This is a genomic window from Streptococcus bouchesdurhonensis, assembly GCF_948472335.1.
The window spans coordinates 119725-145670 of record NZ_CAOKTW010000005.1 but is presented as its reverse complement, the minus strand read 5'-3'; the positions used below and the strand labels follow the sequence as shown (position 1 = coordinate 145670).

Annotated in this window: 30 protein-coding genes; 9 read left to right on the top strand and 21 right to left on the bottom strand. The window is 40.8% G+C overall.

Features of this window, described 5'->3' with window-relative positions:
- Nucleotides 1-27: 27 nt before the first annotated feature.
- From rpmH to QMQ21_RS09915, 3 genes are all read right to left on the bottom strand, one after another.
- Entirely contained in the window at nt 28-162 is a 135-nt protein-coding gene (rpmH, locus tag QMQ21_RS09925) for a 50S ribosomal protein L34 (protein WP_000831905.1), read from the bottom strand.
- Between the two features lie 144 nt (nt 163-306).
- Nucleotides 307-1521, bottom strand: a complete 1215-nt coding sequence (locus QMQ21_RS09920; RefSeq protein WP_261814362.1) for a pyridoxal phosphate-dependent aminotransferase — start codon at nt 1519-1521, stop codon at nt 307-309.
- 156 nt (nt 1522-1677) lie between these two features.
- Nucleotides 1678-1971 carry a hypothetical protein gene (locus QMQ21_RS09915; protein WP_192855413.1) on the bottom strand — a complete coding sequence of 98 codons (294 nt, stop codon included), beginning with the start codon at nt 1969-1971 and terminating at the stop codon, nt 1678-1680.
- A 160-nt stretch (nt 1972-2131) separates the two neighbouring features.
- Between QMQ21_RS09915 and QMQ21_RS09910 the strand changes: the two genes are divergently transcribed.
- Nucleotides 2132-2584 (top strand): universal stress protein, encoded by a 453-nt coding sequence (locus tag QMQ21_RS09910; RefSeq protein ID WP_000079148.1) that lies wholly within the window; start codon nt 2132-2134, stop codon nt 2582-2584.
- 32 nt (nt 2585-2616) lie between these two features.
- Here the strand turns inward: QMQ21_RS09910 and QMQ21_RS09905 are convergent, their stop codons facing one another.
- A complete protein-coding gene (locus QMQ21_RS09905; protein ID WP_261814361.1) occupies nt 2617-4005 on the bottom strand; it encodes a Cof-type HAD-IIB family hydrolase in 1389 nt (462 codons plus the stop codon).
- Between the two features lie 65 nt (nt 4006-4070).
- Between QMQ21_RS09905 and QMQ21_RS09900 the strand changes: the two genes are divergently transcribed.
- A complete protein-coding gene (locus QMQ21_RS09900) occupies nt 4071-5033 on the top strand; it encodes an asparaginase (protein WP_261034980.1) in 963 nt (320 codons plus the stop codon).
- Between the two features lie 51 nt (nt 5034-5084).
- Here the strand turns inward: QMQ21_RS09900 and ccpA are convergent, their stop codons facing one another.
- A complete protein-coding gene (ccpA, locus tag QMQ21_RS09895; protein WP_001090628.1) occupies nt 5085-6095 on the bottom strand; it encodes a catabolite control protein A in 1011 nt (336 codons plus the stop codon).
- Nucleotides 6096-6330: 235 nt separating this feature from the next.
- Here ccpA and QMQ21_RS09890 point away from each other — a divergent pair, with 235 nt between their 5' ends.
- Together QMQ21_RS09890 and QMQ21_RS09885 are read left to right on the top strand one after the other, a co-directional pair.
- A complete protein-coding gene (locus QMQ21_RS09890) occupies nt 6331-6648 on the top strand; it encodes a DUF960 domain-containing protein (RefSeq protein WP_000886035.1) in 318 nt (105 codons plus the stop codon).
- 6 nt (nt 6649-6654) lie between these two features.
- Complete coding sequence (locus tag QMQ21_RS09885; protein ID WP_023947039.1) at nt 6655-6801, top strand: hypothetical protein; 147 nt, start codon at nt 6655-6657, stop codon at nt 6799-6801.
- 45 nt (nt 6802-6846) lie between these two features.
- Here QMQ21_RS09885 and folK read toward each other — a convergent pair whose 3' ends face one another.
- The 6 genes from folK to QMQ21_RS09855 all read right to left on the bottom strand — a co-directional run bounded on the left by folK (nt 6847) and on the right by QMQ21_RS09855 (nt 12806).
- Nucleotides 6847-7659, bottom strand: a complete 813-nt coding sequence (folK, locus tag QMQ21_RS09880; protein ID WP_261034981.1) for a 2-amino-4-hydroxy-6-hydroxymethyldihydropteridine diphosphokinase — start codon at nt 7657-7659, stop codon at nt 6847-6849.
- 41 nt (nt 7660-7700) lie between these two features.
- Nucleotides 7701-8255, bottom strand: coding sequence for a GTP cyclohydrolase I FolE (folE, locus tag QMQ21_RS09875; RefSeq protein ID WP_084862015.1), 555 nt, complete (start codon nt 8253-8255; stop codon nt 7701-7703).
- Nucleotides 8236-9558, bottom strand: a complete 1323-nt coding sequence (locus QMQ21_RS09870; protein ID WP_084862017.1) for a bifunctional folylpolyglutamate synthase/dihydrofolate synthase — start codon at nt 9556-9558, stop codon at nt 8236-8238. Before QMQ21_RS09870 ends, folE begins: the two co-directional genes overlap by 20 nt.
- Before the next feature lies 1 nt (nt 9559).
- Nucleotides 9560-10534 carry a dihydropteroate synthase gene (gene folP, locus QMQ21_RS09865; protein WP_064276417.1) on the bottom strand — a complete coding sequence of 325 codons (975 nt, stop codon included), beginning with the start codon at nt 10532-10534 and terminating at the stop codon, nt 9560-9562.
- A gap of 93 nt (nt 10535-10627) precedes the next feature.
- The gene (locus QMQ21_RS09860) at nt 10628-11335 is read right to left on the bottom strand and encodes a CPBP family intramembrane glutamic endopeptidase (RefSeq protein ID WP_261814360.1); all 708 of its coding nucleotides are present in this window, start codon (nt 11333-11335) and stop codon (nt 10628-10630) included.
- A gap of 52 nt (nt 11336-11387) precedes the next feature.
- Nucleotides 11388-12806: an NCS2 family permease gene (locus QMQ21_RS09855; RefSeq protein ID WP_020900857.1), complete on the bottom strand. Its 1419-nt coding sequence runs from the start codon at nt 12804-12806 to the stop codon at nt 11388-11390.
- Between the two features lie 189 nt (nt 12807-12995).
- Between QMQ21_RS09855 and QMQ21_RS09850 the strand changes: the two genes are divergently transcribed.
- The 5 genes from QMQ21_RS09850 to QMQ21_RS09830 all read left to right on the top strand — a co-directional run bounded on the left by QMQ21_RS09850 (nt 12996) and on the right by QMQ21_RS09830 (nt 18146).
- A complete protein-coding gene (locus tag QMQ21_RS09850) occupies nt 12996-13808 on the top strand; it encodes a Cof-type HAD-IIB family hydrolase (RefSeq protein WP_084862023.1) in 813 nt (270 codons plus the stop codon).
- Between the two features lie 330 nt (nt 13809-14138).
- Nucleotides 14139-15158, top strand: a complete 1020-nt coding sequence (adhP, locus tag QMQ21_RS09845) for an alcohol dehydrogenase AdhP (RefSeq protein ID WP_000649145.1) — start codon at nt 14139-14141, stop codon at nt 15156-15158.
- 234 nt (nt 15159-15392) lie between these two features.
- Complete coding sequence (locus QMQ21_RS09840; RefSeq protein WP_261814359.1) at nt 15393-16382, top strand: PTS sugar transporter subunit IIB; 990 nt, start codon at nt 15393-15395, stop codon at nt 16380-16382.
- Nucleotides 16383-16407: 25 nt separating this feature from the next.
- Nucleotides 16408-17211, top strand: a complete 804-nt coding sequence (locus QMQ21_RS09835; protein WP_000022716.1) for a PTS mannose/fructose/sorbose transporter subunit IIC — start codon at nt 16408-16410, stop codon at nt 17209-17211.
- Nucleotides 17212-17234: 23 nt separating this feature from the next.
- Entirely contained in the window at nt 17235-18146 is a 912-nt protein-coding gene (locus QMQ21_RS09830) for a PTS system mannose/fructose/sorbose family transporter subunit IID (RefSeq protein WP_000136864.1), read from the top strand.
- Between the two features lie 234 nt (nt 18147-18380).
- Here QMQ21_RS09830 and QMQ21_RS09825 read toward each other — a convergent pair whose 3' ends face one another.
- The 10 genes from QMQ21_RS09825 to QMQ21_RS09780 form a co-directional block, all read right to left on the bottom strand.
- Nucleotides 18381-18776, bottom strand: a complete 396-nt coding sequence (locus QMQ21_RS09825) for a leucine-rich repeat domain-containing protein (protein ID WP_075230488.1) — start codon at nt 18774-18776, stop codon at nt 18381-18383.
- 362 nt (nt 18777-19138) lie between these two features.
- On the bottom strand, nt 19139-19384 hold the full coding sequence (locus QMQ21_RS09820; protein ID WP_004238875.1) for a hypothetical protein: 246 nt from the start codon (nt 19382-19384) through the stop codon (nt 19139-19141).
- Between the two features lie 166 nt (nt 19385-19550).
- Complete coding sequence (locus tag QMQ21_RS09815) at nt 19551-20129, bottom strand: DUF4230 domain-containing protein (RefSeq protein WP_000493216.1); 579 nt, start codon at nt 20127-20129, stop codon at nt 19551-19553.
- Nucleotides 20130-20390: 261 nt separating this feature from the next.
- Nucleotides 20391-21707, bottom strand: coding sequence for an ISL3 family transposase (locus tag QMQ21_RS09810; protein WP_001059646.1), 1317 nt, complete (start codon nt 21705-21707; stop codon nt 20391-20393).
- 138 nt (nt 21708-21845) lie between these two features.
- Nucleotides 21846-23180 (bottom strand): aminopeptidase C, encoded by a 1335-nt coding sequence (pepC, locus tag QMQ21_RS09805; RefSeq protein ID WP_261814358.1) that lies wholly within the window; start codon nt 23178-23180, stop codon nt 21846-21848.
- Between the two features lie 111 nt (nt 23181-23291).
- A complete protein-coding gene (locus tag QMQ21_RS09800) occupies nt 23292-24014 on the bottom strand; it encodes a pseudouridine synthase (RefSeq protein WP_023947021.1) in 723 nt (240 codons plus the stop codon).
- Between the two features lie 18 nt (nt 24015-24032).
- Complete coding sequence (locus tag QMQ21_RS09795; protein WP_023947019.1) at nt 24033-24263, bottom strand: hypothetical protein; 231 nt, start codon at nt 24261-24263, stop codon at nt 24033-24035.
- A gap of 20 nt (nt 24264-24283) precedes the next feature.
- The gene (locus tag QMQ21_RS09790) at nt 24284-24514 is read right to left on the bottom strand and encodes a GlsB/YeaQ/YmgE family stress response membrane protein (RefSeq protein WP_000901572.1); all 231 of its coding nucleotides are present in this window, start codon (nt 24512-24514) and stop codon (nt 24284-24286) included.
- Nucleotides 24515-24523: 9 nt separating this feature from the next.
- On the bottom strand, nt 24524-25765 hold the full coding sequence (locus QMQ21_RS09785) for an aminopeptidase (protein WP_261814357.1): 1242 nt from the start codon (nt 25763-25765) through the stop codon (nt 24524-24526).
- A gap of 15 nt (nt 25766-25780) precedes the next feature.
- Nucleotides 25781-25933, bottom strand: coding sequence for a hypothetical protein (locus tag QMQ21_RS09780; protein ID WP_033687279.1), 153 nt, complete (start codon nt 25931-25933; stop codon nt 25781-25783).
- Between the last annotated feature and the right edge of the window lie 13 nt (nt 25934-25946).

The window sequence follows — 25946 nt, the reverse complement described above, 5'->3', positions numbered from 1 at the left end:
ACTGATTTTTGTTATAGTTCGTTTGGTTTATGCAGCCAAAACTTTGCGTCCTTTACGACGACGAGCTGCCAATACGCGACGACCGTTTTTAGTTGACATACGGTTACGGAATCCGTGTTTGCGCGCACGACGAAGTTTACTTGGTTGATAAGTACGTTTCACGATGAATACCTCCTCATAGATTTTGTATTCGTTTAGCCGGCTATAAAGTGATCAGTTACTAAACATACTTTACTATTCTATCTGATTCTTTCACTTTTGTCAATAGCTCTAGGCAAATGTTTCCAGCTTTTTCGAATGTAAGCCCTATCTACGATACTGTTTCAAGAAACGAGTCATTTTTTCTTGGATTTGGGCTAGTTCATCAACACGAGGAAGGTAAACGATACGGAAGTGGTCTGGTTCCTGCCAGTTAAAGCCTCGACCATGAACCAAGAGAACCTTTTCCTGCTTCAAGAAATCAAGGACAAACTGCTCATCATCATCGATGCGGTACATATTGCGGTCGATTTTAGGGAAGATATAGAGTCCAGCCTTGGGTTTAACAGCAGATAAACCTGGAATCTCTTGGATAGCATTGTAAATGAAATTTCTTTGCTCGTAAATTCGTCCACCAGGAAGGAGCAATTCATCGACTGATTGGTGACCACCCAAGGAAGTTTGTACGACTTGTTGAGCCAAAACATTAGAGCAAAGGCGCATATTGGACAGCATATTAAGCCCTTCTATATAGCCTTTAACATGTGTCTTAGGTCCAGACAAGACCATCCAACCCACACGGAAACCAGCGATACGGTGAGATTTTGACAGACCATTCATGCTAACACAGAAGACATCTGGTGCCAAACTAGCCACAGGCGTATGCACATGTCCATCCATTACCATGCGGTCGTAAATTTCATCCGCAAAGATAATCAAATCATTTTGACGGGCAATCTCAATAATCTCCAGCAAGAGTTCCTTAGGATAAAGGGCTCCAGTTGGGTTGTTTGGATTGATAAGGACGATTGCCTTAGTATTAGAATTGATTTTTGACTTAATATCATCAATATCTGGATACCATTCTGCAGCTTCATCACAGATATAGTGAACGGCATTTCCTCCAGCTAGGCTGACAGCTGCTGTCCAGAGAGGATAGTCTGGCATAGGCACCAAGACCTCATCTCCGTTGTCCAAAAGCCCCTGCATGGACATGACAATCAACTCACTGACACCATTTCCAAGGTAAATATCATCAATATCGACATTGGGGAATTTCTTCAACTGGCAATACTGCATGATAGCCTTACGGGCTGAGAAAATCCCTTTGGAGTCAGAATATCCTTCACTATCACGCGCATTCATAATCAAGTCATGAATGACCTCGTCTGGCGCTGTAAAGCCAAATTCTGCTGGATTTCCTGTATTCAGACGTAAAATCTTTTCTCCGTTTGCTCGCATCCGCATAGCTTCTTCCAAAACAGGACCACGGATATCATAAGCAACATGCTCTAACTTACTAGACTTGTTATATTCTTTCATCTTGTTTCCTCAATTCATCAGGATAGTAACATTATACCACTAGAAAGAGAATGCGACAAGTTTACTGAAATGTGTTACTAGATTCGGAGAGAAGAAAAGCCTCACTAAAAGCGAGGCCGAGACAGCGGTGATAGCAGGTATTTTTAGAGAGACACATCACATACCAAAAGATAAACCTAGAAAAAGCAATCCTAAAAAGGAGTCATAGAGAAGATTGAACATGAGGAAAAGCCCCCATATCATCAAGTAATCCCAGCGACCACTTCGTTTTGCAACTAGGAATAATATCAGATGGTAGAGTAGGTGAAAGACTAAAAAGCCAATAAAACCTGGATAGAGAAATGGAATCAGCCTCTCTAATTGCCAGATCATAATCACTTCTACCAAGACCGAAGCTAGGATGATTCCATAATAAAGGAAATTTGATTTTTGAAAAGCGTTTTTCATCATTCTCCCTCCTTCACTTCTTTCCTGCTATCCTTTCTTTTATTTTATCATATATTTATATAGATTTTAAGCGCTAATATTCTTTTAAAAAATACCTTTTTTGCTTTACTTCTATAGTGAAAAGGTTTACAATTATAGTAAGAAAATTTCAGGAGGTTTCATTATGGCACAACGTTACCAAAATATTATGGTCGCAATCGATGGTTCTAAGGAAGCAGACTTGGCTTTTGTCAAGGGAGTTCATTCCGCTCTACGAAACGACGCTAAACTCACCATCGCTCATGTCATTGACACACGCGCTCTCCAAAGCGTATCCACCTTTGATGCTGAAGTTTACGAAGAACTCCAAGTCGACGCTGAAAGTCTGATGAAAGAGTACGAAAAACGTGCTAAAGATGCTGGTGTGGCAGATGTTCACATCGTTATTGAAATGGGAAATCCAAAGACCCTACTAGCACGTACTATTCCAGATGCTGAGGAAGTGGACCTCATACTCGTTGGCGCAACTGGTCTCAACGCCTTTGAACGCCTCTTGGTTGGCTCTTCATCTGAATACATTCTCCGCCATGCTAAGGTCGATTTGCTGGTTGTGAGAGAACAAGAAAAAACCTTATAATTACAAAGAAAAGGAGCCCAGAGCTCCTTTTTTTACTGTTCATTTCTCTCTTTATGGCGCTCATAAGCCTTGAGCTGGCGCTGCAGTTCCTTTTTAATAGCAGGTTCTGGAGCATATTTTTCTTCCCAATCTTCTGGTTTTAAGATTTTATGGGTCACTGGATCAAAATGAGCCTTGCCATCTGGGAAAATTTTCCCCATATTGGCCTGATGGACAATGTCAAAAATACGCTCTGGGTCCACCCCCATCAAAACAAAACTACCGTAGGTGAAATAAAGCGTGTCTATCAAGGCATCCACTTGTCCCACCAAATCTTCCTGGGCCGGCGTTTTCTTAGCTACTTTATCTGCTGCCTTATCAAGAGCTTGATGAAGTTGCGATATAGCTTGACCAAAGTCCTCTTCAGAAGGACTGGCAGCTCGAACAAACTCCACCAATTCTTCTATTTTAAAACCAGCCCTGTGGATTGCACCTTCTACATCCCAAGCTCGAGGTTCCTCTTGGGTTCGTTCATCCATCATGTGGTGGAAGGTCTTGACCTTATTGAAATGATAGTCACGGCTGACAAAGACTTTTTCTGAAGCCAAAACACCAAAATGTTCTAAGGCCTTGTGAATTCCGTCTTGCTGATTGCTGGTAGTGATATGCTTGGCAACTTCCTTGACACTGCTACTGCCATTTCCCATAGCAACCGACATACCGACACCAGCCAGCATTTCTAGGTCGTTATCTGAGTCACCAAAGGCCATCACTTGGTTGAGGTCAAAGCCATATTCTTTCCCAACTCTGCGAATACCTTCCAATTTAGAATTTCCTTGATTGATGACATCCGCTGCAAATGGATTACTACGTGTCAATTTCAAATCTTCAAAATCAGCTGCTGCCTTCTCAGATTCTTCTGGTGTCATCAGCATCAAAACTTGGTAGATAGGCTGATTCATCAGATGAAGCAGATCTTCTTCCTTTTGGGGAACAACCTTGCTGACCATACGATTAAAGGAATGACTCACTGTCCGAGTTAAAACTGAGGGAACGAAGCGACTGATTCGTTGGGAAAAAGAACCCAAACCAAAGGACATGATTTTAGAACCCAACATGGCATCCTTGGTCCCTAGGGCAATCTCCTTGCCCTCTTTTTTAGCATACGTAATGAGCTGGCGCAAATGTAACTTGGAAATAGGACTCGTGAACAAGACTCTGTCTTTATTAAAGATATACTGGCCATTGTAGGTTACCGCAAAGTCCAAATCCAAATCGTCCATCAATTCCTTAACAAAAAAAGGTCCTCGTCCTGTCGCTACACCGACAAGCACCCCTTGTTCTTTGACAATCTTAATCGCGTCCTTAGTGGATTTCAAAACACTCTTGCGATCGTTGACCAAGGTTCCATCGATATCAAAAAAAACAGCTTTGACTTCCATCCTATCCCAATCTCCCCTTTTGTGATACAATGATTATACCATATTTCAGAAAGAGTGAGTAAATCATGCCTAAGAAAATCCTTGTTTTACATACGGGTGGAACTATTTCCATGCAAGCCGATGCTTCTGGCGCTGTTGTGACTAGTTCAGATAATCCCATGAACCATGTGTCCAACCCACTTGAAGGAATTCAAGTCCACGCCTTAGATTTTTTTAATCTGCCAAGTCCCCATATCAAACCCAAGCATATGCTGGCCCTCTACCAGAAAATTAAAGAGGAAGCTGCTAACTACGATGGAGTGGTGATCACACACGGGACCGATACTTTAGAGGAAACAGCCTATTTCCTTGATACCATGGAAGTTCCCCATATGCCTATCGTTCTAACAGGGGCCATGCGCAGCTCCAACGAACTCGGCAGCGACGGTGTTTATAATTATCTGAGTGCTTTACGAGTTGCTAGTGATGATAGGGCTGCTGACAAAGGGGTTTTGGTCGTTATGAACGATGAAATCCATGCTGCCAAGTATGTTACCAAAACGCATACGACCAACGTCGGCACCTTCCAGACCCCAACACATGGGCCACTTGGTCTGATTACGAAGCGGGAAATCCTCTACTTCAAAACAGCTGAACCTCGTGTTCGCTTTGACCTTGATCACATACAAGGCTTGGTCCCTATCATCTCGGCTTATGCTGGTATGACAGATGAGCTAATTGATATGCTGGATTTGGAACAATTAGACGGCTTGATTATCCAAGCCTTCGGGGCGGGCAATGTTCCCAAAGAAACGGCTCAAAAATTAGAAACCCTTCTACAAAAAGGAATCCCAGTCGCCCTTGTTTCACGATGCTTTAACGGTATTGCAGAACCTGTTTATGCCTACCAAGGTGGGGGCGTGCAGTTGCAAAAATCTGGTGTCTTCTTTGTTAAAGAACTCAACGCCCAAAAAGCCCGTTTGAAACTCCTCATTGCCCTCAATGCCGGACTAACAGGACAGGCTTTGAAAGACTATATGGAAGGGTAAGTCTCTTCTCTAAAAACAAATCAGGAAATCTGCACGATTCCCTGATTTTTTCTATTTACGTTTTCGTGTTGAACGGCGTTCTGTCAAACCATGAGGTAAGAGAACTTCACGTTCTTCCAACTCTTCCTTGTGCATAATCTTAGTCAACATACGCATGCTAATAGCACCAAGGTCATAAAGAGGTTGGGCAATAGTTGTCAAGTTTGGGCGGGTAAAGCGAGAGACCTGCGAATCATCACTAGTAATGATTTCAAACTCTTCTGGTACTGACACACCCTTATCGGCAAGGCCGTTCAAGACACCTGCTGCCAATTCATCACCTGTTACAACTGCTGCAGTTGCGTTTGATGAAATCAAGCGTTCTGCCAAGGCATAACCGTCTTCATAAGTGTATTTAGACTCGAATACCAATCCTTCGCTATAAGAAATACCTGCTTTTTTCAAGGCTTCCTTGTAGCCAACCAAACGAACCTTACCATTGATGTCATCCACTAACGGACCACTAACGAAAGCAATGCGCTCATTTTCTTTAGCAAGGTAGGTCACTGCATCAATCGTAGCTTGTTTATAGTCAATATTGACACTTGGAAGCTGATGTTCTACATCCACAGTTCCTGCAAGAACAACTGGTGTTCGAGAACGAGAAAATTCTGAACGAATTTTTTCAGTCAAGTGGTAGCCCATAAAGATGATACCATCCACTTGCTTAGAAAACAGTGTATTGACAACTGAAACTTCCTTGTCATCGTCCTCATCACTATTGGCAAGGACGATGTTATACTTGTACATTTCAGCGATATCATCAATCCCTTTAGCAAGCGTTGAGAAATAGCCATTGGTAATATTTGGAATCACGACACCGACAGTGGTTGTCTTTTTACTTGCAAGACCACGCGCCACTGCATTTGGACGGTAATCCAAACGGTCAATCACCTCAAGCACTTTTTTTCGAGTATTCTCTTTTACATTCTTATTGCCATTGACTACACGGCTAACTGTCGCCATTGAAACTCCTGCTTCACGGGCGACATCATAAATCGTTACTGTATCGTCTGTATTCATTCCATTTCCTTTCTATATCATACCTCACGAGACTCCAAAAAAGAGACGGTATGAAAATTTCGTTTTCATGCTTCTACTTATTCCATTTTATCACTATTTGTAAACACTTTCAAGCTTTTTTTGAAGATTATTTGAAAAAATTTCATAGAAAGCTATGTTTATGAAGAAAAAATCGCCTTTTCTTGATTTTTAATCCTATTTGCTGTATGATAAGGGAAAGAAAGGGGGTAGAAATATGGCTTTTACCAATACCCACATGCGATCGGCTAGTTTTGGCATTGTTACCAGCTTGCCTGATGACGTTATTGACTCTTTTTGGTATATCATCGACCACTTCTTAAAAAATGTCTTTGAATTGGAAGAAGAACTTGAGTTTCAATTGCTTAATAACCAAGGAAAAATTACCTTCCACTTCTCAAGTCAACACCTCCCTACAGCCATTGATTTTGACTTTAACCATCCCTTTGACCCTCTTTATCCCCCGAGAGTTCTGGTTTTAGATATGGACGGTAGAGAAACTATCCTCCTCCCAGAAGAAAATGACCTATTTTAATACTCAATGAAAATCAAAGAGCAAACTAGAAAGCTAGCCGCAGGTTGCTCAAAGCCCTGCTTTGAGGTTGTAGATGAAACTGACGAAGTCAGTAACCATATGTACGGTAAGGCGACGCTGACGTGGTTTGAATTTGATTTTCGAAGAGTATAAAAACTCTAGCCTTCAGTTGCAAGTGACTGAAAACTAGAGTTTTTTCTATTGTTTCAAAGCATCATACAAGTTGCGGATCGGTTGCTTTAAGGTAGGATGGATAAAATGAGGCGCAATTTCTTGAAGAGATTCAAGGACAAAAAGGCGTTCCGCTATGTAAGGATGAGGCAAGATGAGGTCGTCTGTATAAAGGATCTGGTCCTCCACAAAGAGCAAGTCCAAATCAATCAAACGAGGTCCCCAATGCACTTCTCTAACCCTTCCCATCTCTGACTCAATGGCTAGTAAGGTATCTAACAAGACTGGGGCGGGCAACCAGGTTTCCACCTCAACCACTTGATTAGCAAAGCTATCTTGCTCCACACCACCCCAAGGCTCCGTCGCTAAGACACTGGACTCTTTGAGAATATGGATGCCACAAGCTCGCAGTTTATCAATGGCTTGTTTCAAATTTGCTTGTTTATCTCCCATATTGCTTCCTAGGGCGATAAAGGCTCGTTGCTTGCGGCGATGAATGGTTACCGAGCAAGTATCTAGTGGCAAATGCACTGGCGCCCAAGGTTTTTTCAGTTCCAGCTTAATTTCTTGGACAAGAGGATAGGTCTCAAAAGTACGTTCTACCAGTTTATAAGCTACCGTTTCAATTAAATCTTCACTCGTTTCCTGAAACCATGTCGTCCACTGCTGACACAATTCTCCGTAATGGACAGAGGCTGTCAAATCCAAGTCTGTAGCCGCCTTGGTCATATCATAAGATAAGATGGCTGAAACGACAAACTTCTGCCCCAATTCTTTCTCACTAGGAAAAAGACCATGATAGGCAAAAATTTCCAAATCCTTAATCTGTAGTTGATCCATAATGATTCCTTTCTAGAAAAATCCGCCCAAAGCGGATTTTTTTACAGTCCCATTAAACGATAAGCCTGATCTCGGAGGTCCTTATCTGTTTCAAATAGACCACGAGCTACTGTCGTCAAGGTTGCAGTGCCTGGTTTTCTGATACCTCGCATGCTCATACACATATGTTCCGCCTCAATGACAACAAAGGCTCCTTTAGCACCTAGATAGTCCATCAAGGCATCGGCCACTTCGATATTCAATCGTTCTTGAATTTGTGGCTTTTTAGAATAAACTTCAACCGTACGGGCTAGCTTAGACAAACCTGCCACACGACCATCTGGAATATAGGCAATATGCGCTCTCCCATAAAATGGTAGAAAGTGGTGTTCACACATGGTATGGAAAAAGATATCCTTTTCTACCACCATATTATCGTCAATAATCTCAAAAGATTTTGACAAATGTTCCTCCGCTGTTTGACCAAGACCTGAAAAAATCTCTTGGTACATACGAGCGACACGAGCAGGTGTTTCCTGCAAGCCCTCGCGATTAGCGTCCTCTCCTACAGCCTCGATAATCATTTTTACAGCTGCTTCAATCTTTTGTGTATCCATTTTCGTTCTTCCTCTCCATCAGATAGGCTCTCACTTGGCTCAAGAAATACAAGGAACCTGTGACAATCCTAACTGTTTTTTTCTCTTCTTTTTTATCTGTCAATTTCTGCTCTAGAAAATCCTGCCAATCTTGGTAGCTGAGATTTCTAGACTTAGCTGCCTCTTCCAGCACGCTTTCATCAGTCGCCCGACTATCGTCAAAATGTGTCAGAGTAAGCTCGGTATCTGGCATGGCCCCCAGCAAGTCTAACATATCCTCCAAAGCCTTGGTTTTGATACAAGTAAAGAGGATTTCCTTACGATAATCCGCAAAGCGTTCTTGCAAGGTTGTCAATAAAGCCTTGATAGCATGGGGATTGTGGGCTCCATCCAAAATCATCAAGGGTTCTCTTGACACGATTTCCAAACGCCCTGGCCAACTTGTTTCTTCCAAGGCTTGAGTCAGCAAGTGATTGCTTGCTTGCTCTCGACCATCTTCTTGACAATAATTATCAAGTAAAGCTATAGCCATCCCAGCATTCTCTATTTGGTACAAACCAAGCAGGCCAGTCTGGAAGCGACCTTGTCTGACAACACTTGTATAGTCAAAGACTTCGCCCGCTACCACGCTTTCTTGATGACGAACCTGGTAATCACTCCCATAGGCAAGTCTCGGCGCATTTTTAGCCTCTGCAATAGAGTCTATCACAGTCAAGGCTTCAGGAACAATATGACCTGTCACCAAGGGAATCCCTTGTTTGATAATACCTGCCTTCTGCTCTGCTATGGCTTCCAAGGTATCACCAAGTAGGGCCACATGATCCAGTCCAATAGTCGTAATTCCTGTCAAAATGGGCTGACAGACATTGGTACTATCTAAAAGCCCACCCATGCCGACTTCCATGATAGCCACATCTACTTGCTCTGAAGCAAAGTAGTCATAGGCTATGGCTGTGATAATCTCAAACTCAGTTGTCCCCTCCAAATTGGCAGCCGATTCCCCCTCAAGCAAAGACTGATAGTCTGCCATGAGGGCTTCTAGTCTAGCCTCTGGGATAGATTCCCCATTGATGCTAATCTGGTCTGTATAATGAATGAGATAGGGCGAGCTAAACACGCCAACTCTCAGCCCTAGCTTTTCTAGCATCTTTTTCAAAAAAGCAATGGTCGAACCCTTGCCATTGGTCCCTCCGATATGGATGACCTTGAGTTTGAGATGGGGATTGCCACGCAAAGCTAATAGTTCCTCCATTCGTTCCAAGCCAAAATGCGGTTGGTCCGTCCGGTAGTTAGCAATCCACTGATTGTTTTGAATTTCTTTCATCTTATTTATATTGTTTTAAATCTAAATCTTCCGCTTCATCAGCCAGACGAATGGCGGAGGCAATTTCAACTGCCATCCTGTGACTAACTACATCATGCACGCGCACCACTTCCACACCCTGTCTCGCAGCGATACTGGTTACATGAGCCGAAGCCGTATCTCGATTGCGGAAACCAAGTTCTGTCTCAGGATTGACTTCAAAACCATTTTCTTCAAGAATATTGATGACAAACCGCTTGCGCGACACTCCGAGAAAGATTGGATAGCCTTTCTGATATAGTTTATCCAGATCCCGTAAAAGAAGCAGATTTTCTTTCTTGGTCAGACCAAAGCCAATTCCTGGATCCAGCAGGATGTTTTCTTGAGCAATCCCAGCTTCCTCTGCTCTCGCTAGTGCTCGTTCAAAAAAAGTCTCCATCAACTCTTCGATTAGCAATTCTTCAAAGTCAGCTAACTCTTCCTCTGTAAAAGCTTGTCCAAAACCAAAATGAGGAAAGATGAGCGAGCTAGGATGCTGAGGTCGAGCCATGACTGGATTAAACATAATGATTACTTTCGCTCCAGCCTTAGCAACCACATGGGCCATTTTTTCATCACCCATGAGACCAGTGATATCATTGACTAGATTGGCACCAGCAGCCAAAGCAGCCTCTGCCACCTGACTTTTCCAAGTATCAATAGAGATGAGGACATCACTTTCCTTGCGAATCGCTTTAATCACTGGAACAACACGCTGGATTTCCTCTTCTATCTCAACATAGCTGCTTCCCGGCCGAGTCGATTCTCCGCCGATATCTAGCATACTAGCCCCTTCTGCTATCAATTTACGAGCCTGCTGGAGTGCTTGCTCAAGAGCAAAAAATTGACCACCGTCCGAAAAGGAGTCTGGGGTTACATTGATAATTCCGCAAATAGCTGTCTTTGCATGATTGGCTTTACTTGACATATCGGTCACTCCCTCAAGGCTTTTCACCATATTATTTCTCTATTTTACCATAAAAAGAAAAAGATGGACACGATTGCATTCATCTTTTTCCCAGTAGAAACAAGTAAGCAATTGTCAAAAATCTTAAACAGAGATCCCTAATGTCCGACTCAAAATCACCACGAGAGCCAACAAACAGAAAGCAACCCCATTCACAATCATGTGAAGTAAGATAGACATTTCCAAACGTTGGGTCTTGTAAGCCGTCCAAGATAGAACGATCGACATACCTCCATAAATCAATAAAGAAGGTAAATTACTTGGTTGATGCAATAAAGCAAACACAATCGTACCGACTACAAATCCCAAGTTCTCTTTTCCTCGGAAAATCTTTTTAGGAATAATCCCACGACACAAGATTTCCTCACAAATCGGAGCAAGCAAGGCCAGTAAGAAGAAACTGGAAATCAAAGAACTATTCTGAACCATAGCATTAATCTGAGACTGGTTAGCTGTTGTCGTCTCATTTGACAGTTGCAACAAGATAGAACCAAGTATATTTGATCCGATAATGACTAGATAACTTAAGCCCAAGCGTGCCAAATCCTTAGCTCTAAAAAAAGAAAAATTAAAACTTGCTAATTGCGTTTTACGAGCTCCAATAATAAATAGCACCAGAACCACAATCGAAATACCAGCAACTATCAGTCCTGACTGTAATAGCGGTACTTCTCTTAAGGTTAAAATAGCAGTAACCCCTATAGGAATCTGATATAAAATTGTCGCTAGCAGAAAGATTAACAGCCAACCTGCACGATTCAATAATTCTTTCCAGATACTTTTCTCTTTCATCACCTATCTCCTTTGTATTAAAAAAGGGGGAAATTCCCCCTGGGTTATCCTATTATAAGGCCATGCTGATGTAGTTAAGGATAAACAAGGCATCCAAAATCCAAATCATTACATGAACATCTTTAGCTTGACCTTTGACAAGCTTAGTCAAAGTGTAAGTCAAGAAACCAACTGCAATCCCTTGAGTGATAGAGTAGCTGAATCCCATAAAGATAGATGTGAAGAAAGCAGGAACCGCTTCAGACATATCGTCCCAATGGATATTTTTCAAGCTAGCCAACATCATAATCCCAACGATAATCAAGATTGGAGCTGTAGCGGCTGTTGGTACAATCGCTAGAAGTGGACTAAAGAAGCTTGAGATCGCAAAACAGATAGCTACAACCAAGGCTGTCAAACCAGTACGTCCACCTGCACCAATACCAGCAGCAGACTCAACATAAGTCGTTACGTTTGAAGTACCAGCGATAGCACCAATTGAAGTACCAATCAAGTCTGAATAAAGAGCCTTGTCCAACTTAGCTGATTGATGATTTTCACCATTTGTTGCTACGATACCAACTTTTTCACCCGTACCAATCAAGGTACCAATTGTGTCAAAAATATCTGTCAATGAGAAGGCAAGAATGGCCATCAGAGTTTCAGGCAAGCGAGCTGTATCTGAAATCAAAGCTCCCAAACCTTCTGAACCAAGAGCTGCACCAAAGACTGTCTTCAAGTCTTCAAAGGCTGCACCAACGTGGTTATTAGCAAAATCGATACTAGACAAATCTACCAAACCAACTGCAATAGCAAGAACAGTTGTTGTCAAGATAGAGAGGATAATTCCTCCTTTAATTCCTTTAATAACAAAGAAGATCGTAATGGCAAGTCCTGCAAGAGCCACCAAAACAGCTGGATTATTAAAGCTGACCAATCCCGGAACTGCTGAAGCATTTGCTGTAATCGCTGCTTGAGCCTTATCAGCCCCTTCTCCTGCAACCGTGTAGTTCCCTGGATCGATAGAGAATTTCAAAAGTCCAGCATTCTTAATTCCCACGTAGGCAAGAAAGACACCGATACCAGCTGAAATAGCTGAGCGAAGGGCGTTTGGAATCGATTCAATGATCATTTTACGAACATTTGTCAAGGTAATAATCAATGAGATAACCCCACAGATGAAGACCATAGCCAAGGCTTCTTGCCATGAATAACCGAGTCCAAATACGACTGTAAAGGTAAAGAAGGCATTGAGTCCCATACCTGGCGCTTGAGCATATGGCAAGTTGGCGTAGAAGGCCATCATCAGGGTACCAGCAACTGCACCGATAATCGTTGCGAGGAATACACCCTGAGCAGGCATTCCTGTTTGCGAAAGAATTTGTGGGTTTACAAAGAGAATATAACTCATTGCAAAGAAAGTTGTTAAACCAGCGAGAACCTCTGTACGAACGTCTGTACCGTTCTCTTTTAGTTTAAATAATTTGTCCATTATTAATCTCCTTTTAATTTTTACGAACAATAATAGAATTATATCATTTATCATTCACTTTTTCAATATCTTTGTTTGATTTATTTAAGAATTTGATGAAATTTCTTTTTTGGTTTCGAATCTGCTTTTCTGCCTGCTTTCTGTTATAATAGTAGACATCTTATCTGAAAATACACTAGAAAGGTTCCTATGACGAAAAAAATTATTGCAGTTGACCTGGATGGAACCCTGCTCAACTCAGACAGTCAAATTTCTGACTTTACCAAAAAAACCATCAAAAAAGTTGCTGAAAAAGGCCATCAAGTTATTATTACGACAGGGCGCCCTTACCGAATGTCAAAAGATTTTTACCGTGAACTAGGCTTAGACACTCCTATGATTAATTTCAACGGCTCCCTTACTCATTTACCAGACCAAGTTTGGGATTTTGAAAAGTGTTTGACGGTAGACAAAAAATATCTTTTAGACATGGTTCAACGTTCAGAGGACATTCAAGCCGATTTTATCGCTGGAGAATATCGTAAAAAATTCTACATTACAAATCCTAATGAAGAAATTGCCAATCCCAAACTATTTGGTGTAGAATCTTTCCATCCTGAAGATCAATTTCAGCCAGAGTTGGTAACCAAGAATCCTAACTGCATTCTGTTGCAGACTAGAGCCAGTGACAAATATGCCTTGGCAAAAGAAATGAACACCTTCTACCAGCATCAACTTTCTATTAATACCTGGGGAGGTCCGCTCAATATCCTTGAGTGTACACCAAAAGGAGTTAATAAGGCCTTTGCTTTGGACTACTTGCTCAAGGTAATGAACCGCGATAAAAAGGATTTGATTGCCTTTGGAGATGAACACAATGATACCGAAATGCTAGCTTTTGCTGGGAAAGGTTATGCAATGAAAAATGCCAACCCAGAGCTACTCCCCTATGCAGATGAGCAAATTTCCTTGACAAATGACCAAGACGGGGTTGCCAAAACCCTGCAAGACTTATTCTTATAGTCCATACTGATACTCAATGAAAATCAAAGAGCAAACTAGGAAGCTAGCCGTAGGCAGTACTTGAGTACGGCAAGGCGAAGCTGACGTGGTTTGAATTTGATTTTCGAAGAGTATGACCAGCTTGCGGGCTGGTCTTTGTGTTCTTTTCACAGTCTCATCAACCAGTTAATCGATTGTTCTATTTTTTGCCTCCAAAACCTTGGAAAAGGCTTTCTTTTGTGATATACTTCACATATAAATACAAGAGAGCTCGTCACACTCGACTCTGTTGACACAAAATCAATCCAGTCCCGTTGTCCCTGTTCTCGGTCAATATCAAGGAGGATAGCTATGAAAGCTGTTGTTGTAAATCCAGAAAGCACTGGTGTTGCTATTGAAGAAAAAGTACTCCGTCCACTTGAAACTGGGGAAGCACTTGTAGAAATTGAATACTGTGGTGTTTGCCACACTGACCTTCACGTTGCTCATGGCGACTTCGGTCAGGTACCAGGACGTGTTCTTGGACACGAAGGTGTTGGTATCGTTAAAGAGATTGCACCAGATGTTAAGAGTCTTAAAGTTGGCGACCGTGTCAGCGTTGCTTGGTTCTTTGAAGGATGTGGCACTTGCGAATACTGTACAACTGGTCGCGAAACCCTTTGCCGTACAGTGAAAAATGCTGGCTACTCGGTAGATGGTGGTATGGCTGAACAATGTATTGTAACTGCAGACTATGCTGTTAAAGTTCCTGACGGACTTGATCCAGCCCAAGCCTCTTCTATCACATGTGCTGGTGTAACAACCTATAAAGCTATAAAAGAAGCAAAAGTTGAACCAGGTCAATGGGTTGTTCTTTACGGTGCTGGTGGACTTGGTAACCTGGCTGTTCAATATGCTAAAAAAGTATTCAATGCTCATGTCATCGCCGTTGATATCAATAACGACAAACTTGCCCTTGCAAAAGAAGTAGGTGCTGACATTGTTATTAACGGCCTCGAAGTTGAAGATGTACCTGGACTCATCAAGGAAAAAACTGATGGTGGAGCTCATTCAGCTGTCGTAACTGCTGTATCTAAAGTTGCCTTCAACCAGGCTGTTGACTCAGTTCGTGCTGGTGGTCGCGTAGTCGCTGTTGGTCTCCCTTCTGAAATGATGGAACTCAGCATCGTGAAAACCGTTCTAGATGGAATCCAAGTCATCGGTTCTCTTGTTGGAACTCGTAAAGACTTGGAAGAAGCCTTCCAATTCGGTGCAGAAGGTTTAGTAGTTCCAGTTGTCCAAAAACGCCCAGTCGAAGATGCCGTAGCCATTTTTGACGAAATGGAAAAAGGTCAAATCCAAGGACGTATGGTACTTGACTTCACCCACTAATCTAATAAAAACCTATTTTAAAAGTTGGAATGCGCTTCCAACTTTTTTATATTAAATTTTTTAATAAGGATTCAAAAAAACTTCTCTAAAACTCAATATATCAATATTTTCAGATGTAATCTTTTTAATTATTTTATGATAAATAGTTGATTTTTAGATGAAAACGGTTTATACTTAAACAGTCTTAAAGTTTTCTTAAACGAAAACTAAAACAAAAAAGGAGGAATGACAATAATGAGTATCGGAATCATTATTGCGAGCCACGGCGAATTTGCTGCGGGTATTCATCAGTCAGGATCTATGATCTTTGGTGAACAAGAAAAGGTTCAAGTTGTAACCTTTATGCCAAACGAAGGTCCTGATGATCTATACGCTAAGTTTAATAACGCTGTTGCTGCATTTGACGCAGAAGATGAGGTTCTAGTTTTGGCTGACCTTTGGAGTGGATCTCCATTTAACCAAGCTAGTCGCGTGATGGGAGAAAATCCTGAGCGTAAGTTTGCCATCATCACAGGACTTAACTTACCGATGTTAATTCAAGCCTACACAGAGCGCCTGATGGACGCTGCTGCAGGTGTAGAAAAAGTCGCTGCTAATATTATTAAAGAAGCCAAAGATGGCATCAAAGCTCTTCCAGAAGAGCTCAATCCAGCTGAAGAAGTTGCAAGTGCTGCAGCTGCTCCAGTTGCCCAAGCTGCTATCCCAGAAGGAACTGTTATCGGGGATGGTAAATTGAAAATCAATCTTGCTCGTCTTGACACACGTCTCCTTCACGGTCAGGTTGCAACTGCTTGGACTCCAGATTCAAAAGCAGACCGTATTATCGTTGCTTCAGATAACGTTGCCAACGACGATCTTCGTAAAGAATTGATTAAACAAGCAGCTCCAGGTAAAGTGAAAGCAAACGTTGTTCCTATCCAAAAACTAATCGACGTTGCAAAAGATCCTCGCTTCGGAGAAACACATGCCCTTATCTTGTTTGAAACACCTCAAGATGCCCTTCGTGCTATCGAAGGTGGCGTACCAATCAAAACTCTTAATGTTGGATCAATGGCTCACTCAACTGGTAAAACAATGGTTAACAACGTTTTGTCTATGGATAAAGAAGACGTTGCTACATTTGAAAAAATGCGTGACCTTGGTGTTGAATTTGATGTACGTAAAGTACCAAACGACACGAAAAAAGATTTGTTTGACTTGATCAACAAAGCAAACGTGCAATAATCGATTTTATGAAAGGATTTTAAAGATGTCTATTATTTCTATGGTTTTAGTAGTCGTTGTAGCCTTCCTAGCAGGTCTTGAAGGTATCCTCGACCAGTTCCAATTCCATCAACCAATCGTAGCTTGTACCCTTATCGGTCTTGTTACTGGTAACCTTGAAGCAGGTATTATCCTTGGTGGTTCTCTTCAAATGATCGCCCTTGGTTGGGCTAACATCGGAGCTGCCGTAGCTCCTGACGCTGCTCTTGCTTCTGTTGCTGCTGCCATTATCATGGTTCTTGGTGGCGACTTTACTAAGACAGGTATCGGTGTTGCCCAAGCGGTTGCTATCCCTCTTGCAGTTGCTGGTCTATTCTTGACTATGATTGTCCGTACACTCTCTGTCGGATTGGTTCACACTGCTGATGCTTCTGCTAAAAAAGGTGACTTCAAAGCAGTTGAACGTGCTCACTTTGTCGCACTTCTTCTTCAAGGTCTTCGTATTGCAGTCCCTGCAGCACTCCTTCTAATGGTACCAACTGAAACCGTACAAAGCATTCTAAATGCTATGCCTGATTGGCTCAAAGATGGTATGGCTATCGGTGGTGGTATGGTCGTTGCCGTTGGTTACGCTATGGTTATCAACATGATGGCAACTCGTGAAGTATGGCCATTCTTCGCTATCGGTTTCGTGCTTGCTGCCGTGTCAGATATTACTCTAATCGGATTTGGTGCTATCGGTGTTGCTATCGCTCTTATCTACCTTCACCTTTCTAAAACTGGTGGAAACGGTGGCGGAGGAGCCGCAACTTCTAACGACCCAATCGGCGATATCCTAGAAGACTACTAAGATAAGAAAGGACTGAAAACATCATGACTGAAAAACTTCAATTAACTAAATCAGATCGTAAAAAAGTTTGGTGGCGTTCAACTTTCTTACAAGGCTCTTGGAACTATGAACGTATGCAAAACTTGGGTTGGGCTTACTCATTAATTCCAGCTCTTAAAAAACTCTACACTAAAAAAGAAGATCAAATCGCTGCTCTTGAACGCCATCTTGAGTTCTTCAACACTCACCCATACGTAGCCGCTCCAATCATGGGGGTTACTCTTGCACTTGAAGAAGAACGTGCTAACGGTGTTGAAATTGATGATGCTGCTATCCAAGGGGTTAAAATCGGTATGATGGGACCTCTTGCTGGTATCGGTGACCCAGTATTCTGGTTTACAGTACGCCCAATCCTTGGATCACTCGGTGCTTCACTTGCCCTTACTGGTAATATCTTAGGTCCAATCCTCTTCTTCGTTCTTTGGAACTTGATTCGTATGTCATTCTTGTGGTATACACAAGAGATTGGATACAAGGCTGGATCAGAAATCACTAAAGATATGTCTGGCGGTATCCTCCAAGACATCACTAAAGGTGCTTCTATCCTTGGTATGTTCATTCTTGCTGTCCTTGTTCAACGTTGGGTAAATATTAAATTTGCTTTCGATGTTGCCAAAGTTCAACTAGATGAAAAGGCTTATATCCATTGGGATAAATTGCCAGAAGGATCTAAAGGTATCCAAGAAGCATTCGCACAAGTAGGACAAGGATTGTCTCAAACACCTGAAAAAGTTACTACTTTCCAACAAAACTTGGATATGTTGATCCCTGGACTATCAGGACTACTCCTTACTCTCCTTTGCATGTACTTGCTTAAGAAAAAAGTATCTCCAATCACTATTATCCTTGCACTCTTCGCAGTGGGTATTGTGGCACATGTTCTTCACATCATGTAATCTTGGTGAGAATGTACAAACAAAAAAAGAATCAGGTTTATCACCTGATTCTTTTGGCTCTTTGTCAAATAGTGTTGATGAAGAACCTAATGAAAAAAGAATCCAACAAAAATTGGACTACCTGTCTCCGGTTGAATACCGAAGACGGTAGCCCTAGGGTGTTTTTATTAAATTCTCACTTTTTGGGGTCAGTCCCTAAGCCTGATAGTAATTTTTTGTTCATACTATTCCCCTTTAGTCATTTACTACTTTAAGTTGCATTGCTTTAGCTACTTCTTCTGCCTTTGATCCCTTAGGTGTATGGATTTCTACATCTGGGTTACAGTTATCCACAAAATAGAAGTATTCTGTAATTTCTGTTACACTTGCTGGAATTGTAATAGATTTAATTGATGATGTCCCCCAAAATACTAATGTTCCAATACTCTTTGTTCCTTCTGGGAATACAACTGATTCTAATGAACTATCAGAGTTGAAAACATCATCTTCTACTGTTTCTATTGACTTACCAAAGTGGACATACTTTAACTTATTGTCAATCGTAAACGCACCTTTTCCAATATATCGTACTGTATCTGGTAAAACGATTGCCTCACAATGTTTCAAGTTCGCAAGACCACGTTCTCCAATTGCGATAACAGGTTTACCTTTAATTTCCTTTGGTACACGAACAACCTTATCGTCAGAAGTACAACTATAGATGACATAACCTTCTTCCCATAAATATAAGCATGTTAATATATTAATATATTTAAGGATTTATAACTATAGTTCCTTAATTTTCCCAGTAAAAAAACGAAAGGCACCACAAGTTATTTATGTGTTTTCTTTAAACGATTCATGTACTTCTGTCGCAACTTCTCACCCGCCTTTAATTGCGGTTGCGATAGATTGAGGACCTAAATATGCATCCCCTGTTATTAGTTCATTTCTATTGTATTCTGATGTTGACCGAAAGTCAAATTTTTACCTTTCATCTAGAACACTAAAGTCTACTTTTGTTCAATTGCTGCAACGACAAGGTCACATGGAATAATATGTTCACTACCTGCCACTTCATGCGTTGATCTTCTTCCACTTTCATCTGATTCACCAAGTTCCATTGTAATAACCTTTACACCAGTTACTTTCCCACTCTCATCACGCAATACTTCTTTAATATTCTCTAAGAAATGGAATGTAACACCTTCATTGTGTGCATCTTTGATTTGTAGTGTAGCTTCTAGTATATTGTTCATATGGTCATCATTCTTTTGTTTTAGGTTTCAGCGCTTTTAATATAATGGATGTTGGCCTTTTTGTATACACTAAAATAGGGTTGGTGGAAAATTTCCATCAACCCTAAAAATTATAGAACCACACAAAACCCTGACCAGAGATGGCCAGGGTTTTGTATTTCAAAAATTATTCTGTAAATTCTATAGTTACTTTTACTTCAGAATCCATTGAAGAAAATATTGTTTTATAATAATTGATTGCAGATTCTTTAATTTCACTCTTAAATTTATCTAAATACTCTGCTTGTTTATCACTAGAAAGTTGGTTAGCGACCAATTTCCCAGTATCAATATCTTCTGTAGTTCCACTTAATAACTCTCCATGACTATCATATAAATCATAAGGATTATCTTTTGAAAGTTCAACACCAATTACTTCCAATTTTGGAACAATAACCTTATATTCTTTTTCGCTTATTTGTTCAACCTTTACACTACTTTTAATTCCAAATTTAGCTTTATAATTTAAAATTACTAATGCTGCTTTTTTAGAGAACGGCACATCAAACCCAAAAACTTGAGTTGTTTTTGTTTCAGAAATAATTTCATTAATTCCCGCATTCAAAAATACAACTTCATTCACTTTTTCAATACTTTCGATATTAATTGACGATTTGACTTCTGATTTATGTTCCTTAGGTAAGAAAAATAGCACTCCAATAGCTATAATAGCTATTAATACCACATTCAATAGTACACTAAACATATTAACTTTCTTCTTTAATATAGACAAGATAAAAAAACCTCACTTTAAATAATCTATCTAAATTTTACACATTCTAAAGAAAATAGTCAATATTTTTTCGTACTATCTTCTAAAATTAATTGTGCCTATTAAAAATGAAATTAGTTTGTTGCATTTGATTATATTTTTTGAACACCAAATCCATTTAAAATTGAGTGCTATTTTGAGCACTAAAAAAGGGCTCTTTGTCAAATAGTGTTGATGAAGAAATTTAGGAAGGGATTAAGCAACTAATTGTTGCTTAATTCCTTTTTGTTTTGGGCCAAACATTTTTGTTATTAAAATAATCCTATTTCTAAAATGGTAATAGTTTCTAAAGCCGTAGGCATTTCTTTTAAGCACTTTTATTTTATTGTTTATTCCTTCAATAGGGCCATTTGTTCTAGTTGGATACTCACAAGTATTTTGAATATATGGCAAGTAAGTCATAAGAGTCTTTAATACTCTTTTTAAACCAGGAGATAGGTCTAATTGCGTAGCTGCTTCAATCGTTTCCTTGAATTCTATATAATCTCTATCCTGTATACATTCACGAAGTGAATGTACAACCTCATAATCATTTTTAAGAGATGGATTTTTTTCTAAGATATAATCTACGATTCCTTTACTTGTTATGAAGCTTTCAAAAAGCTTATAACGATTATATTTATAGTTCTGAAGTTCATTAGAGTTCTTTAAAATTAACTTCCAATAATGTTTTAACTTTCGATATAATTTAGAGTCTTTATAGCGATGCTTATTCATGACACGTACCCGAGTTCGATTTAATTCTCTATTTAAGGCTTGTACGATATGAAAAGGATCAATGATAATTTTAGCGTTAGGAAACATTTCTTTTATTAATTGAATGTACGGTAAGTACATGTCGATGGAGATAGTTTTTACCTTTAATCTAGTCTTAGGCTCAAAACGATGAAAATACTTTTTCAAGCTGTAAGATTTTCTATCTCGTACAACATCGACCAGCTTGTGTGTAGTGCTATCACAAATAATGAAGCTCATATTACTATCGGAAGATTTGACGGATTTAAATTCATCAAAACACAAATGCTCAGGTAAATCGTGTAATGGTTTAATCTTTAGTAAACGTGTTGTATCATCTATGATACGTCTTACCGTATGAACTGAAACATTTGTTTCTTTTGCGATATAGGTTTCAGATACTGTTTCACTTATTTTTGATTTAATTTCGTTTTTTAAGCGTTTAGAGATATGACAGTGTTTTTCTACGATTCGACTAGTGTCTGCGGTAAATGAAGAGCCGCATTCTCTACAGAGAAATCTCTGCTTGCGTAGATTTAAGTAGGCCGCTAGGCCTGAAACAGAACAGAGAGTGATACGAGATGTTTTCGTGCCGTTTTTAACGATATTATTATTTCGGCTAACACACCCACAAACGGTACAAAATTCTGGTTTATGCGTATAAGTAGCTGCATAAAATAAAGATTTTCTCTTTTTAAATATCTTCTCTTGAACTTTATTATCCCAAATAATGTTTTTATCTTTGATTTGTAGTGTAGCTTCTAGTATATTGTTCATATGGTCATCATCCTTTTGTTTTAGGTTTCAGCGCTTTTAATATAATGGATGTTGGCCTTTTTGTATACACTAAAATAGGGTTGGTGGAAAATTTCCATCAACCCTAAAAATTATAGAACCGTTCTTTTTATATCTCATTTATTCAGCCAAGGCACCCATTGGATCCCATGGTGCAAGGACGATTGGTTCTGCTTCATAGGCAGCTTGTTCTTCTGCTGTTAGTAATTCCTTACGAACAACAATTTGGTAAGTGTACTCGTCCATCCAAGCATCTGAGGCAACAAAGTAACCATCTGTACCGACCTTGTCTCCCCATGAGTTTTCAACCTTCCACTTGGTTGACTTCCCATTTTCGTCCAAATCAACACCTGTCAAGACCATAGCGTGGGTCATTAAGCTTTCACTATAGTCCAGACGTCCAGCCTTGTCTTGAGTGAATTGAATATCCATGCTTGATTCAAAGTCATAAACATCTGTCGCAAGGATTCCAGCTTTACGGTTGCTGAGCTGACCGACATCTGAACCAAACCAAACAGTCTCACCTGCTTGCATTTGAGCAATCGCCAATTCTTTCAAGCGCTCCATCGGTACGTTGATGTAGCGAACTGCACGGCTGCCAACCACATTTCCCAACATCTCAACTGTGTAAGATTGGCCGTAAGGCTTGTCAGCAGTTGGAGCATTGATAACAGAAACATAGTCTTCTAGAGGAAGATTGACATATTTCTTGTAAAACTCTTGTGGTGTGATGCCCTTTTCGCTTTGGTAGTTGTTATCCTTATCACGATAAGCAAAGTCAAATTTACGTGGTGGAAGTCCTAAAGACATAGCAAGAAAGTTAAAGATTTCTTGCAAAAGATCTTCTTTCTTAGCTTGAACAGTCGCTTGGTCTGCACCAGAAGCAAGCAAGTCACGCAAGATTTGAGCATCTTGACGAAGCAATTTGTTGAGAATGGCATTTAGCTCACGACTGCTGCTAGATGAAACTGACTCTGGATAAACAGACTTAGGAACGACACCATATTTCTCAAAGAGAGAAACGACCATATCCCATTGACCGCCATCTTGTTGTGGAGTTTGGAGTAGGAATTTAACCTTACGGCTCGTCAAATCTTGGTCTGCAGTCGCAATGACTTGCTCCAAGAACCAGTTGGATTTCTCATACTTGTCCCAGAAGAAAGTGTGGGCCTGTGACAACTCAAAATTTTCCAATTTATATTGTGAAATGAGTTTGTGGCGGAAGGTGTTGAGAGCTGCAAACATCCAGCAACGACCAGATGCTTTCTGGTTAGTAACCTTGTCCTTGGTCAAATCCAATGAGAAAACAGGGGTGTTGTCTACATGGCTTTGGCGACGTTCTAGGGCTGCAAAAATTCCGTTGTGGCTGGCAGCATTTTCAATCGCTTGGTATTTTACATTTGCTTCATAATTGGCAAATAGTTTATCAGTAAATGATTCTTGAATCGCGTTCATAGATTCCTCCTTTTATTCTACAGTCTATTATAACTCTTTTCACAAAGGAAGCAACTGAAAAACATAAAAGGCAAGGACATTCTCCCTCACCTTTTTCGAAAACAAACCAAACTAAGCAATACTTGCAAGGAGAACCTCTAATTCTTCCTTGGTCAAGCGACGCCATTCTCCTCGCTGCAAGTTCTCATCCAATACTAGAGTTCCCATAGTCAAGCGTTGCAAGTCTACTACTTCCTTGCCACAGTAGCCCACCATACGCTTGACCTGATGAAACTTCCCTTCTGCAATGGTCACACGGATTTGGCTTTGATTTTTTTCTGTATCTATGGACACAAGCTCCAGTTTAGCGGGCTGACAGGTAAAATCCTTAAGAGGAATTCCCTTGGCAAATGTCTCCACATCTTCTTGGGTCATCATTCCCTTGACCTGAGCCAGATAAGTCTTGTACACATGACGCTTGGGCGAAAGAAGAGCATGAGCCAGCTGACCATCATTGGTCAAGAGTAAAAGACCATGCGTGTCAATATCCAAGCGTCCTACTGGGAAAACTTCCTTGCTCCGAGCAATATCATCTAGCAAGTCCAGAACGGTTCTATGTTTGGGATCCTCAGTCGCTGAGATAACTCCTTGGGGCTTGTTCATCATGTAGTAGACAAACTCTTCATACTCCAACACTTGCCCATCAAAGCGAATCTCATCTCTTTCTTCATCAATCTGCAATTTAGCCGACTTTTCTTTTTTACCATTTACCGTCACGCGCCCAGCCTTGAGCAAGTTTTTGACCTCTGTCCGGCTCCCCACAGCGCAGGCAACTAAAAATTTATCTAATCTCATAGAACTATTATATCACACTCAAAAGGAGGCTGGTACAATGACCAACCTCCTTTTCGTTTCATACTCTTCAAAAATCTCTTCAAACCGCGTCAACGTCGCCTTGCCGTATGTATGGTTACTGACTTCGTCAGTTCTATCTGCAACCTCAAAACAGTGTTTTGAGCTGGCTTCGTCAGTTCTATCTGCAACCTCAAAGCAGTGCTTTGAGCAACCTGCGGCTAGTTTCCTAGTTTGCTCTTTGATTTTCATTGAGTATCAGATTTAGGAAATTAACTTCCTCGTCTCCAGAAAATCGCTAAGACAATCATGGAACCTAGTACTGCCGGAATAATGGCAGTTCCTGCTATTATCGGTCCCCAAGTCCCAAAAAGCAAATGGCCTATAAAGGCACCAATCCATCCGAGAAACATTTTTCCAAAGCATCCCATTCGCTCTCCACGATTGGTTAGAGTACCTGCTAAAAATCCCACTAGGAGACCAACGAACATACTTCCTAACATATTATCTCCTTAATTTGCCCAATCTCCGTTACGGAAGAGTGGTACACGTGTCCCATCCTCACGGATACCATCGATATCCATTTGGTTAGAACCAATCATAAAGTCTACGTGAACATCTGAAAGGTTAAGTCCCGCAGCTTCAAGCTCTTCTTCACTCATCTCTGCTCCACCAACGACGCTAGTCGCATAGGCTGCACCAATAGCCAAGTGATTTGAAGCATTCTCATCGAAGAGGGTGTTGAAGAAGGTAATTCCTGACTGAGAAATTGGGCTTGGATCCGGTACCAAGGCACATTCACCCAAGGCACGCGCACCCGCATTTTCAAATACAAGATCTTTCATAACTTGATCACCCTTCTCAGCAGTGATATCTACGATTTGTCCATCCTTAAAGGTCACCTTAATACCTTCAATGATATTTCCGTTATAGCTAAGCGGTTTTGTAGAAGTGACATAACCATCTGCGCGACGGAAGTCAGGCGCTGTGAAAACTTCCTCTGTCGGCATATTTGGCAAGAATCCTTCGCCCTGTGCATTGATAGCACCAGCTGATTCCCAAACATGGTTCTTCGGCAAACCAAGTGTCAAATCTGTTCCTGGCGCTGTGTAGTGAAGGGCTGAAAATTGTTCTTTATTAAGCATATCAGCCTTACTCTTGAGGATGGCTGCATGCTCTTCCCAAGCCTTAACAGGATCTGCTTCATAAACGCGACAAGTCTTGAAGATTTGGTCCCAAAGGAGATCAACTGCTTCTTCATCGCTCGCAGCATTTGGAAAGACTTTTTTAGCCCACTCAAGTCCAGCAGCGGCTGCTACAGTCCAGCTAACCTTATTGGATTGTGTTGCGATACGCATTGGCTTCATGGCAAGTCCCATCGCTTTAGCAGAAGCTGAAAGCTTGTCAGCATCCACACCGTTCAAGGCACCTGGGTCAGAAGAACGAACCCCAAGACGGCTAGCCTTGTTCTCCAAGAGATAGTTCATCTCAGCAATCTTGTATTCTGGCACATTGTCCAGACGCTCCATCGGAGCATGTAGGAATTTCTCACGGTTAATCACATCATCTGTCCACTGAACGATAACCTCATGCGCACCCAAGGCATAAGCTTCTTTCACGATTAAATGAGCCAACTCGCGTTGCTCCACATCAATTGAGAGAGCCAAAGTGTGACCAGGCTGCACGTTAATTCCATTCGAAACCAACAATTTCGCATATTTTTCTAGATTTTCTTTAAAATTTGGTAAAACCATTCTATTTTTCCTTTTCTATTTTTCTTTCAAAGCAGAAAATAATCCTGCTAAAGCAATGGCACTCGACAAAAGTGCTGTTGATAGAAGAATTGTCTGGTCAGCAAGTTCCAATTGATACTCAAACACCTTCTCAGCCGGCTTGTCTTCCGCAAAAATTCTTAGTTTCATCTTTTTTCCTCCA